Consider the following 12,674-nt stretch of genomic DNA (forward strand, 5'->3'; position numbering starts at 1 on the left):
GGTAGATTCATTGGGTATTGAAACTGATTTGAACAATGCTGAGATTATACTTACAATTGGAAATCCACTATTAGATTGACCAATACCTATTAATGAATAAAATACGTACTTAAAAGTTCAAATAAACAATGGCAGAATCTAACAAGAATACAGTACTAAAACTAGTAGTTATTGGTTGGAAAGTTGGTTTTCTGGTTCTGTTAGGTTTTCTTGCCTATAGCATTTATAATAGGATGACTAGTGCCATTGTCTTTTGCTTAGCATTTTTAATTTTTATCGGCTATGCGATTAAACGGTATTCGAAAAGATTATAGCACCTAACAAAAAAGTTTAAATAAAGGATGACAAGAAAGCCTAAACGAATGCGTGATTTTATATTATGGGATTCAGTAGCGACTCTCATTGTAATTTTGGCGATATTGTTGATTTCATTTTTTGCCGCATACCTATTAGGGTATGTAGAGTTTTAATCAAAGTTCAAATAAACGATAAACAAGTTGTAGGTAATTTTGAAATTGACGAGAAACATACTTTTAATACTTCAACTAATCACAATCAAATCGTATTGTCAAACGGTCAACTCTTCGGAATTGTATGGCGATTGGATAAAGTATAAGATTGAGATGAAAGACGGTAGTACATTAATTGACCGATTTTTGACTGATTCTTCATACGTTAATTATAGTTTTAAGAAATTGGAAATGTGCACAAATGGCAATCCAACTCATCGAGTAAATGAGGTTCGTTTTCCATACTCAATAAATCAAAATTTCATTAAAACATCTTCTAATTCTGGCTACGAAATAGAAAGAGTAAAAAATGATACTCTGATTCTTAGTGAAAGAATAAACGGAATGGAAAATGACAAGTTAAAGAGATTTTATTTCGTGAGAGAGCAAAAACTGTTCAATATAATTAAAAGGGAGAAAGGAGATAGTAAAAATCAAATTGCAAATGAATTTTATACACCAACTTTAAAGTCGAGTTTAATGCTCAAATTAAATAATGCTTTCAAGAATAAGCACAGTAACTTTAAAGCTAAAGGAGTTATTACAATTGATTTAAAAAATAAAAATATAAATACTTTAATAAGTTACTCTAACTCATCTGATTCAAGTAAAATCAAACAAGTTAAAAAAGTAATTGACAAATCTTATAATCTTTGGAATTTAGACAAATTCAAACACCTTGAAACACTAGAAATGCCGTTCGTTTTAAAAGATGAAAAAACCAAGACATTTCGCGGAATTTCAATGAAGTTTTTCACTGATTCTTTTTATCAATTAGACCACTTTTATGGTGGAGATATAAGAATAATTCAAGAAGCAGGAAAATATTTCAATAAAGGAATAATGTCCTATCAGAATAAAGATTATGAAAATTCCATAAAAAACTTTAGCAAAAGTTATAAACTAGACCCTAAAAACATAGACGCACTTTATAATAGAGCTGCTATTTACTATGAAACTGGAAAATTGGAATTAGCTTGTAAGGATTGGAATAAGCTATCTGAACTTGGGCAAAAAAGAGGAATAGAATTATTAAGAAATAACTGCAAAAAAACCACCTACAACAATGATTCCTATGAAAAGCTATAAATAGAATACTTCAAAGTTCAAATAAACGATTGATAATCAAATAAAAAGTTTAAATAAAGAGCATGTTTCAAGGAATTAAGAATAGCTTTCAACTAATTAAAGCGTCTTTCAAAACTTTTAGCGATTACCCAATCCTTATTCTTCCCATTTTTTTTGTGTGGTTGATCTATGCGCCATTAATCATATACTTCAAATGGCATTTTGATTGGGAAATGTACAATTTCAAAGGTCAGTTAGCTATTGTATTTCTGATAATTTATTTTTTAGCTTTCATCCTATCACTTTCTTGTTCTACTGTACTTGAACTGATTCAACAAAAAGAAACGGGAAAGAAATTTAACATGATGAAAGCCGTGGGCATTACACTGACCTATAACCTAGTTCCAATAATGGTGCTGTCCTTAGTTTGGTCCATTATTTGGTTCATATTGGTTGTGCTGAAAGCCCTCGTGAAAAATAAGAATAACAACTCTGATGAAGAAAATGCAGAAAATGTTGCTCGGACATTGGCTGGGGATAGTGATGGTTCATTGTTTTCATTTTCTTTAGATGTCCTGATTAAAAGTGTTCGGATGATTGCATTTTTAATTATTCCCGCTTTTGCTTGGGAAAATATGGGAATAAGACAATCCTTCGTTAGAGGGTATGAAATTCTGAAACAAAGGAGTTCGGAATTCATTGCAGGATTTACATTATCGTTGGCACTTGAATTTGTTATATTCCTCCCTGCTGGAATAATGTTCTACTTAAGCAATAAAGGAATGGTATTTCCAGATTGGAGTTGGTTCGTTTGTATATTTTACATAGGGCTTGCTTGGAGTTATTCTATTTACCTTGAACAGATGTTTGCCGCAGAACTTTACTTATGGCAAATGGCCTATGAGAAAGAATTTGAAAAATCTTTGAAAAACAAGACTCCTTGGCCCAAATTTGAGGAGGTTCGGAGGCCTTCGATAGTTGACAATATACCTGATTTAAACCCATGAAGTTCAAATAAACGATTAATCCATATCGATATAAACCAATTACAAAACATTTGAATGAACCAACAGAAAATAAACAACATTTTTGCTCTTGACTCAAAAGAGAGATATGGATACCTATTGAGAAGAGTTGCCGACTTTGAAACAATCTATCTGATTGCTGATAATGAGGACAAATATGTAATGATAGGCTCAAATGATTTAAGTGTTATTCCCGTTTGGCCAGAAAAGGAATTTGCGGAACTATTTCTAACTAACAGTTGGAAAAATTATAAGGTCGTAGAATACGATATTCACGATTTTATGGAATGGCTTACAGATTTAGAAAAGGAAAATGTTGATTTGGCAGGGTTTCCCAACGCAGACTTTAATACTGTACAAGTTTCAGCCGTAGATATGAAGAATCACCTTTTATTTGAATTAAGCCAATATGAATAAATACAAAGTGCAAATAAACGATTAACAAGTTAGCGGCAATTGGTACAAAATCGAATGAGAATATTTTTAACAATTATTTCATTAATCTTAATTACGTCTTGCATTAGTGAAGAAGAAAAACGTGCAAGAGAAATTTTGGAAAAGTATGTTGAAGCTAAAAAAGAATTTAATTTCGATTTGACCGACCATTTTCCAAATACCTTAAAATCTTTCCGACATTTAAGTATTGGTTATCCCGCAGGTGCTTATGGAAATGGAATGGCCAATATTATTTATTCCCAAGGGTTAGATTCGACTGAGTTTAATGATTTAAAAAGTAAATTAAACTTAAATAGAATTAAGGCATACAAACCTACAGATAGCCTATTTATCATAATCGGAGACACGTTAAATTATAAACAAAAAACCTTTGGAATTCCAATTCCAAGCTTTGAAAGTTATGAACGAGATTTTGGGCTAAACAGTAAATACTTGACTGTAAATCATAAAATTTATGTTCTGGAATACAAGCCTGGAAAATTTATGGAGGGTAAGTATTTGACATCAAACAAAAACTTGCCTGAAAAGTGGAAAAATGGATTTTCGAGAGGACTTGCAACAAATGAAAAGCAGAATGAAGTAATATATTGGCTATGTGTTTGGTGAAAACGAAAACTTCATTAAACTAAGTATAAAATCAAAGTTCAAATAAACGATTGTTGAAAACCAAATAAAGATGTCTCAACCATTTTGATGAAAAATTTATTTGTCATGGTAGTTTTTGGAATTCTATCCCTTTTAGGGTGTAGGGAAAGGAATCCTACAAATAACCAAATAAGTACAAAGGAAATTGAATTGTCACAGAGAAAAGAGAAGAATGATTTTCACCCCCTCATTGATTTGATTCTGGATAAAGTTCATCCCGAAGAACAGAAAAGATACAACTTAATAGTATCTATTGATTCTACTGTAATACCACGACTGACAAGATTCCCTCCTGATTTTGAAAAGCGTTTGGGAGATTCGGTTAAAATTAACCTTCTAAAAGATTTTCAAGCTAGAACTGACGAATTTGAGCTGAACACGGAAAAGCTAAATCAAAAAAGCAGAAAATTGTTGAATCAAAGGAAGGGAGTAGAAAATAAAATTCAAATAGTGTTCAATGGGTTTTTAGAATCAGCAAGAGGTGGTTTGGCCGTTACTTCAGTGGGGTTTTATTATAGTCCAAAGGGAGGATGGGAAGAAATAATCATCTTTAAAAAGAATTTTGAAGAATGGAAGTTAACGGACCGAATCAAGACTGTTTATTATTAAAGTTCAAATAAACGATGAGTAGGCTTGTAAAAATATCAATTACGGTAATTGCCATTATTCTCACTGTGGTTTGTTTTAGATTGTTTCTAATGGGCTACTACTATGATTTTTTAGAGTACTGGACGTTGAGAGATAAAATTGTTTGGTCTAAAACAACCAAACTTAAATGGTCAGACTTTCATAACTCGGATGAAGGTATTGGTCTTTATGCTAAAGTAGGGCTATCATCTCGCTACAATGTAAATGACCCAATATTATTTAGGTCTAAAACAGTTTTCATTCCGAAGGAATCATACGTTACGGACACTACGATTGCGGCAGATTTAAGAGTAGCCCAAGCAAAATTCGATCTGTTAGAAGTTTTTAGGCGAAAAATGGAATCAGAAGTTGACAGCATAAGAAAATCCAATACCAAAAAATATAAACCTTCTGATTTCAAGAAAATGAATCGAAGGTATTACGAAATGTTTGATACCATTTGGCAAGAATTCAAGGACTCAGAGAATAAGTTGGAAAAATTGGAAAGAATAGAAAGGTTGGTGTACTTAAAATTAAATAACATTACAGAAAGTGATTAAAGTTCAAATAAACGATTGCAAAAAGAATGAAATACTATAAGCTTCTAGCCTGTCTAGCCTTCTTTTTTTCTTTAACCGCTAAAAGTCAAAATACTGAAATTGGGTTTAGAACTGGGGTAAACTTTGCCACATTGAGAACAGGAGATAATACTGGAACTGCAAATACAGGGTCTACTGAATATTTGACTCGACTAAATTTCTCAATAACATATGAACTTATATTTTCAAATCATTTTGGATTGGATGTAAGCCTAGGATATCAAGGTAAAGGCGGTGGAGACTTTGATGAAGAAAGCAAACTGAGAATCGGAATTGACAATTTTAAACGTAAATTGGACTACGTTAGCACCTCAATTCTTTTGAGATATTATCCACTTAAAAACAAAAAATTTCAACCATTCATAACGTTGGGCCCTGGGTTTTCCTATTTGATTAAAACCGATCAATTAGGAAATGAGATTGTGGAAGAAAATTTACGTAGTAAGCTCGACATTTCTTCAGTTGCTGGAATCGGGGCTAAATTTTCCTTAAACCAGAACCTAAAATTTGAAGTTTTGGGTGGATTCGACAGAGGATGGAGTAAAACTATTCGACAACAAAATGAAAGCCTATTTAATCAAATGTTCTGGTTTTCTGTCGGACTCAAGAAAGATATTTGATGATTCAATATAGGTTCATTTTAAATTAAACAAAGTTCAAATAAACGATGAGCCATTAAATTATAAACCAGAACTAATTTGAGAAACATCATTTTCATAGTCTGCCTAGTTACATCTTTTATAAGTTGCAAAGAATCCAATAAGAAATTTGAGGATTACAATGACGATGATTTTATTGAGGTGCAAGGCATAATAATTAAAACAAAGAGGAAGGTAGACTTTAAAAACATTACTAAGACTAGTATTTACTTTATCTATAACTTGGATAAGGAACGACCTGATGTTGGATTTGAAGTCGATTCACCCTTTATGCTCAACGATGGGGAACCAGTAATAATTTTGGTTCATAAAGATGATCAGAAAATTAGTTTTTTCGGAGCAAGAGGAATAATGGATGAAGAAGTTTTATTGAGTTATCTTGAAAAATGTGAAGAAATAGGAGGAGGTTATTATGGTTTAGATGAAAGCCTCTTTAACTAGCTAAGCACTAACAATTACAAAAGTTCAAATAAACGATTTTGAAAGTATTTATTGAGTGACAAATGAATTTTCTATCCCAGACATACTATTTTGATTTCGAATCAGATGAAATTCAGGAATTCGTCCGTGATTTTAAAGACGATACCCTTTTGCCTAAAGAGAAAGCCAAATTATTATATGTTAAGGTAAGAGATTCATTTAGATACGACCCCTATTTTTTAAGTTTCTCCAAAGAGCATTTTAAGGCCAGTAACCTTGTAAAGCAAAAAAAAGGACATTGTATAGATAAATCCATCATTCTAATTGCGGGGTTACGCTCCTTGGGGATACCAGCGAGAATCCGTTTGGCAAAAGTGAAGAACCATATAGCGATAGAAAGGCTTACTGAAAAGTTTGGAACAAATGAATTGACCCCACACGGCATGGTGGATCTTCTATTGGAAGGGAAATGGTTAAAAGCTTCACCGGCATTTAACCGGTCATTGTGTAAAATGTGCAATGTTGAGGCCTTGGACTTTGATGGTGAAAATGATTCAATACTCCAAGAATACAATAAAGAAGGAAAAGAATTCATGGAGTACCTTGAGGATTACGGACATTTTGAAGATGTGCCATTGGATTTCATGGAAGCCAATGCAAGGGAACATTATCCGCATATTTTTGGGAAGGACAAAAATAAAAAGGAGTTTTGGCTATAATTGCTCCATCGAAAGTTCTGATAAACGATTAGGTATATTTCAGTTACTCCACATAGGGTCCGAAAGTAGAATTACGTGCTTAAATACTGTTAAATACAATAGGCTTACAGTTTTAAGTTCTAACCTGTCGATTCTAGGCTTTAAATACCTATCCCATAAGTATTACATATTTACTGTATACACCATGATAGTGAACATTAGTAATCAAAAATAATTTAATCCAAATCATTGACAGGATAGTATGGATGCTCAAACCACAAAAACCTCCTAAAAATCGAAGCTTTTTTACGGCACTCTATATTTGTTATCTTACTAACGCAAAATATCCATTCTGTGTCTCTTCATCTTCGCTGTTCTCAAACCTAAACCAATAACTTGAAGCTGGCATTTCTCTTCCATTATAAGTGCCATCCCAATAACCTGTTAGAGCATCCATTTGCTTAAGCAGTTTTCCGTAGCGATCATATATATATATGTAACCCACTATTACGTAGTCTTCCTGTGGGTTCATTTTCCAAACATCATTTGTTCCATCATTATTTGGTGTAAAAAACTTAGGAAACAAAACAAGTTCTTCTTCTGGTTCTTCGCAAAGCTCTTTGTCCATATAAATCGTAAAATAAGATTCATCAGAGCAAATGCCATTATCTTGATAAATATAAATTGTTCGCGATGTATTTATAATATCACCAGGAAAGTAAGGTGTTCCTTGTCCGGAAGGTTCTGAGAAATAATTCCCGTATACAAGCTCTGGAAGTTCATAGTTTTCACATTCGAACACATCGGAAAGGAAATCCACAATCACTTCTTCAACAATGATAATTAAAAAGTTTGTTTGATCAAAACAGCCCTCTTGACCTTTATAGATATAGACCATTTGGGATTGATCAATCTCCTGACCAGGCAATAGCTCTATTCCCATACCATTACTTTCCGTATAATAGGCATTGCCAGAGCTTAACAGAGGTAATACAAACCCTCCGCATGCCACAACATCTTCAAATACATCGGCTTTTTGGATTTGGCATCCCACAATTAATGTAATGTCATGTCTTATCAAGGTTAGGTCGATTACAATATCACTAGTAACCTCTACATAGTAGACCCCTTGATCACTATCCCGTAGATTGGATATGGTAAGTATTGGGCTATCTGGGGCATTGGGTATGGGCACCCCATTTTTAAACCATTGGTAGTGGTTCTGACTTCCACTGGCCGTAGTTGTTAAGGTAACATTTTCACCGATATTTCCGTTAATTGTCTTGATTTCATCAATTTTTGCTTGGGGATTATCGACAAAAATGGAAAGATTGTTCGCATAATTATCAAATTGTGCCTCAAAATCCCCAAACTGAAATCTGTTGTTCTCAAAAACAAAAACATCCAATGATGTTTGAGAAAAATCTGGAATTGGCCCATCAAAAAGATTATTATTGATTCCCAAGCTCTCCAAATTTGACAACTGGTTTAAATCGGCAGGAACAGTTCCATTCAACTGGTTATCTCCCACATGCAATTGCTGCAGATTATAAAGTCCTGTTAGGGACTCAGGAAGGGTCCCTGTCAAATTATTCTCTAGTAGCCATAAAATTCTCAAATTGCTCAAAAGCCCTAATTCTGGGGGAATCTCTCCTGATATTTGAGTTTGATATATTCCCAAATTTTCTAGTGTTGAAATAGTTCCCAACTCAGCAGGAATCTCTCCTGTGAAGTTGTTGTTACCCACATATAAACTTACCAAGCTCGTTAAGTATTGAAAATCGGAACTTATTATGCCAGACAATTGATTGTCCTGCAATGCTAGCTGTTCGAGTTGGCTCAACTGAAAAATAGACGGTGGTATCTCACCTGTTAACATATTATTATCCAGCCAAATGCCCACCATATTGGGAAGACTTGTCCATATATCCGGAATCTCTCCAGACAATTGATTATCATTCAAAAGTAGTTGACTTAATTGACCCAGATTTTGAATAGAGCTAGGTATTGCACCTGTAAACTCATTTTCAAAAAGCCAGACAATCTCCAGATTGGATAAATTACCTATGGAGACAGGTATTTCACCAGATATTTGATTTCCATCCAAAATCAAGTATCCTAAAGCACTCATATTTCCAATTTCATCTGGCAACGGACCTGTAAGTTGATTACTTCTGATGGACAGAAATTCCATATTAGTGAGGTAACCAAATGTACCTGGAATAGGTCCAGTCAATTGATTATTGTCCATTTCCAGCCACCTTAACTCTCTGAGATTTCCCAATGTATTAGGAATGGGTCCCATAATATTTTGATGAGTCAAATCTAAAAATTGGAGGTTTAAGAGGTAACCCAGTTCATCAGGAAGTGTCCCAGTAAGTCCATTGTTTCCTCCAGCGGTATTGGTCGGATTAAGATCTATCTCAATAACGCAGCCATTGGAATCGGTCGTAACCCCATACCATGTATTTAAAGGCGCGGCAGTGTTCCAATTCGTGTTATTTATCCAATTGGGGCCATCCAAGGCATTGTACAGGGCAATTAACGCGGCCCTATCTCTCGGTTCACAAGGCCCTGTGAGTATCTGAACCGTTATATCGTTGCTTAGAAGCACCAAATCGGTAACTATGGAGCTTTGCACTTCACAATGGTAGACTCCATCATCTGATGCCAGTGCATTACTTAAGGTCAATGTATCTGTAGTACTTCCTGAGACGCCTCCCCCATTCGTTAACGGCACTCCGTCTTTGAACCATTGATAGCTATTAGCGCTTCCACTACTACTTACTGATAGGGTGGTTGAACCACCTTCGGCTATCACTCGAGTTTCTTCCAATCCCAGTTTAGACTGAGGGTTATCCAAAAAATAAGAGAGGTTATTTGAGTAATAATTGAACTCATTTTCAAAATCTCCAAACTGGAAACTGTTTCCTTGAAATCTAAAATCCAAGATTGGCAACCCTGTTAAATTCGGAATTCTACCCTCTAATTGGTTATTGGCAATATAGAACGCTCCCAAATCAGTTAAATTTTGAAAACTGGGTGGAACATTCCCTGTAAATTGATTGTCACTAAGGTTAAGATTATAAAGATTGCCCAACTGGGACATGGAACTTGGAATCTGCCCGGTTAAATTATTATTGTTAAGTCCTAAACCAGTAAGGTTTACAAGTCCTCCCCACAAATCTGGCAAAGTACCTGATAATTGGTTGAAGCTCAACAGCAAACCTTCCAAATTGGAAAGATTAAAATAGGAGGTTGGAATAGAACCCTTAAATTGATTATTTCCTAACCATAATTGACGAAGATTTGTCAATGATCCCAAAAATTCGGGTAAAGTGCCACTGAATTGATTTTCACTGGCCAAAAACACCTCCAGTTCTGACAGATTTTCCAAACTGTCTGGGATTGAACCTGTAAACTGATTGGAGGTAAGCAACAATGATTCCAATTTGGTCAAATTTCCCATACTACCGGGCAAATCACCCGACAATTGGTTGTTTCTAAGATCTAAAAATTCCAGATTGACAAGGTTTCCGATAGCATCGGGAATTACACCATAAATGTTATGATTAACCAAATCCAACCGCTGTAAATCAACCAAGTCCCCAATTTCATTAGGCAGGGTCCCATAAAGACCATTACCCCCTGGAGAGTTGGTGGAGATAAAGTCTATGCCGATTACACAACCGCTTGCATTGGTTGTAACTCCATACCAAGTATTTAATGGTGCAGCTGTGTTCCAATTGGTATTATTTACCCAATTGGGTCCGTCAAGTGCATTGTAAAATGCTATTAGGGCATTTCTGTCTCGAGTTTCACAGGGCGATTGCGCATAAGCATAAAAGGACACCAGGTTTAAAATAGTCAGAAACAAAAAGCGTTTCCCACTTTCAAGAAAAAGGGCCATACTAGAAAATAAAATCAATTATATTCAAAAAAAAATGGTTAATTCAACTTCTACTTCCAAGTACAAATCTTTTCGGTAAAAGGCATATAAAATTCCATTTGACCTCTAATTATTGAAACAAATGTCCTTCGACGGGATTGTAGATACCCCGAAAAATAGGACAGTAAGTTTAATAATTCGATTTGTAAATAATAATCTAACCAACCAATGACCAAAAGAGATTTTTTCAGAATTATCATTAGGCTGTTTGCCCTTTACTTATCATTACCAATTTTATTCCCACCAACTTAAGGCATTTGACCTATGAGTTAGCCATTTGGCCAATTCTAATAATCCTTGGCTCAGCTTTGTTGATGATTCTTTTGTTTGTATTTCTACTCAGAAATTCTGATACCGTCATCGATGTGCTTAAACTGGATAAAGGGTTTGATGATGACAGAATAGAGTTTGGCAATTTGGGAAGCCTTGAAATTGTCAAAATTGCATTGATCTTTATTGGTGGGTTTATGATTCTTGACCCTTTGCCTGAATTCCTTCATTATTGCTATCTAGGTTTTAAAAAGGAAATTTCCGCGACTGGGTTAAGTCCATTTGAGGCTCCAGGTCTTTCCGAGTTTTGGGATTACTTTAGATGGTTCGTTTCTGGAGTCAATTTATTGGTGGGCTATCTTATTCTTTCCAATTTAGGAAGGTTAGCAAGTTTTTTGGTAAATCTGAAGGCAAAACAAGAATAAAGTTCAAATAAACGATGATCAAATACATCGATTTCATTCCATTTTAGGCGTATAGAAACGTATTTTGCATCTCTATAAACGAGTTGGCAACCATTAAAAATGACAGTAAAAGAAGGAGACATATTCATAACGAAACTAGAAAGAGATTTTTGGGGGGCTTTTAAAGTGATTAAAATTGGTAAATCATTCTTCGAAGAAATAGACGGAGATTTAATGATGCTCGGAATCCTGGATTACGTGGATAATAAAAAACCAGAATTAGATGATGTGAGATTAAATCAAATTCTATGTTGCAATCGATTTTTCTTTTCAAATCAATATTCAATTGACTTTTACACCAATAATCCAAAATACAATGATTTAAGCAAGTTTGAATATTTGGGAAATAAACCAATGACAGAATTTGAAAAAAGTATTGATTTCAAATTAGGAGATGGACGAAGTGGAGAGAAAGGTGGTTTTCCTTTGGCTGGTTTAATGGAATCTGATTATGGTAAAATAGCTTTTTATGAATGGCGTTGGAAAAATGAAAAAGAAGAATTCAAAAAGGAAGTTGAAATAGAAAATGAAAAATCTCGCATTGCAAGAGAAGAATACAGGAAGCAGTCTATGAAGCCTAAAAAGATGTTGGACGACAACGTGTTTTGGGAAGTAATAGAAAAAATCGACTGGACTAAAGAAGACGACCAAGAAAGAATGGAACCTGCTATCGATTTTTTAGCAAAGAAAAAGGTTACGGGAATAAAACAGTTTCAAGAAAGTTTAACCTATAAATTGTATTTGCTAGACACTAAAAAACACGCTGAAAATATTGGAGAAAATTCATTCAAAGATGATGATTCATATTTTTCAGTTGACTACTTTCTTTATGTAAGGTGTTGTGTCGTTGCAAATGGTAAAGAATATTTTGAAAGTGTATTGAAAAACCCAAAAGATATGCCTAAGGATATGGACTTTGAGCCATTGCTATATATTGCAGAAGAAGCCTATGAAAAGCGGATGTATAAAGACTTGGAATATGAAACAGGTTGTGATTATGAGACTTTTTCAAATTATAAAGGCTGGAAAAAATAACGGTTGCCAACAATGGCTATAAACAATTGGGGCGAAAGTGATAAAACAAAATATAAATATATAACAAAGGTTAGTGCTAAACCGAAATGTTAGGTTGTAAAACCCCAACTGTTCATAGCCGAGACCGTTGTGAACAATTCGCCAAGGGCGAACTTTAATCTGCGCAACTTCGTTGCAATGCATCTTAAAGTAAATTGTTCACAACAGAGCGCTAAACCAAATTGCACCTATCGCACTACCCAGAATATCG

The 12,674-nt window shown here is 34.3% G+C and carries 12 protein-coding genes; 11 read left to right on the plus strand and 1 reads right to left on the minus strand.

Going from position 1 to position 12,674, the window contains the following annotated elements:
• Nucleotides 1–623 precede the first annotated feature (623 nt).
• The 9 genes from ACQQ5U_RS19205 (at nt 624) to ACQQ5U_RS19245 (ending at nt 6,727) form a co-directional block, all read left to right on the plus strand.
• The gene (locus ACQQ5U_RS19205) at nt 624–1,598 is read left to right on the plus strand and encodes a tetratricopeptide repeat protein (protein ID WP_437400062.1); all 975 of its coding nucleotides are present in this window, start codon (nt 624–626) and stop codon (nt 1,596–1,598) included.
• Between the two features lie 212 nt (nt 1,599–1,810).
• Nucleotides 1,811–2,584, plus strand: a complete 774-nt coding sequence (locus tag ACQQ5U_RS19210; RefSeq protein WP_437400064.1) for a hypothetical protein — start codon at nt 1,811–1,813, stop codon at nt 2,582–2,584.
• Between the two features lie 54 nt (nt 2,585–2,638).
• Nucleotides 2,639–3,019 carry a DUF2750 domain-containing protein gene (locus tag ACQQ5U_RS19215; protein WP_437400065.1) on the plus strand — a complete coding sequence of 127 codons (381 nt, stop codon included), beginning with the start codon at nt 2,639–2,641 and terminating at the stop codon, nt 3,017–3,019.
• Between the two features lie 54 nt (nt 3,020–3,073).
• Nucleotides 3,074–3,664 carry a hypothetical protein gene (locus ACQQ5U_RS19220; RefSeq protein WP_437400067.1) on the plus strand — a complete coding sequence of 197 codons (591 nt, stop codon included), beginning with the start codon at nt 3,074–3,076 and terminating at the stop codon, nt 3,662–3,664.
• Between the two features lie 87 nt (nt 3,665–3,751).
• Entirely contained in the window at nt 3,752–4,312 is a 561-nt protein-coding gene (locus ACQQ5U_RS19225; RefSeq protein ID WP_437400069.1) for a hypothetical protein, read from the plus strand.
• A gap of 14 nt (nt 4,313–4,326) precedes the next feature.
• Nucleotides 4,327–4,890, plus strand: a complete 564-nt coding sequence (locus tag ACQQ5U_RS19230; RefSeq protein ID WP_437400070.1) for a hypothetical protein — start codon at nt 4,327–4,329, stop codon at nt 4,888–4,890.
• Nucleotides 4,891–4,916: 26 nt separating this feature from the next.
• Nucleotides 4,917–5,549 (plus strand): porin family protein, encoded by a 633-nt coding sequence (locus tag ACQQ5U_RS19235; protein ID WP_437400071.1) that lies wholly within the window; start codon nt 4,917–4,919, stop codon nt 5,547–5,549.
• 78 nt (nt 5,550–5,627) lie between these two features.
• Nucleotides 5,628–6,029, plus strand: coding sequence for a hypothetical protein (locus tag ACQQ5U_RS19240; RefSeq protein WP_437400073.1), 402 nt, complete (start codon nt 5,628–5,630; stop codon nt 6,027–6,029).
• Nucleotides 6,030–6,091: 62 nt separating this feature from the next.
• The gene (locus ACQQ5U_RS19245; RefSeq protein WP_437400075.1) at nt 6,092–6,727 is read left to right on the plus strand and encodes a transglutaminase domain-containing protein; all 636 of its coding nucleotides are present in this window, start codon (nt 6,092–6,094) and stop codon (nt 6,725–6,727) included.
• A gap of 304 nt (nt 6,728–7,031) precedes the next feature.
• Here ACQQ5U_RS19245 and ACQQ5U_RS19250 read toward each other — a convergent pair whose 3' ends face one another.
• Entirely contained in the window at nt 7,032–10,616 is a 3,585-nt protein-coding gene (locus tag ACQQ5U_RS19250) for a leucine-rich repeat domain-containing protein (protein ID WP_437400077.1), read from the minus strand.
• 296 nt (nt 10,617–10,912) lie between these two features.
• On the opposite strand from ACQQ5U_RS19250, the gene ACQQ5U_RS19255 reads away from it, so the two are divergent.
• Both ACQQ5U_RS19255 and ACQQ5U_RS19260 read left to right on the plus strand, forming a co-directional pair.
• Nucleotides 10,913–11,350 (plus strand): hypothetical protein, encoded by a 438-nt coding sequence (locus tag ACQQ5U_RS19255; RefSeq protein ID WP_437400079.1) that lies wholly within the window; start codon nt 10,913–10,915, stop codon nt 11,348–11,350.
• Between the two features lie 99 nt (nt 11,351–11,449).
• Nucleotides 11,450–12,424 carry a DUF4240 domain-containing protein gene (locus ACQQ5U_RS19260; protein ID WP_437400080.1) on the plus strand — a complete coding sequence of 325 codons (975 nt, stop codon included), beginning with the start codon at nt 11,450–11,452 and terminating at the stop codon, nt 12,422–12,424.
• Nucleotides 12,425–12,674 lie beyond the last annotated feature (250 nt).

The organism is Flagellimonas lutimaris (genome assembly GCF_051494225.1).
GTDB classification, from domain to species: domain Bacteria; phylum Bacteroidota; class Bacteroidia; order Flavobacteriales; family Flavobacteriaceae; genus Flagellimonas; species Flagellimonas lutimaris_A.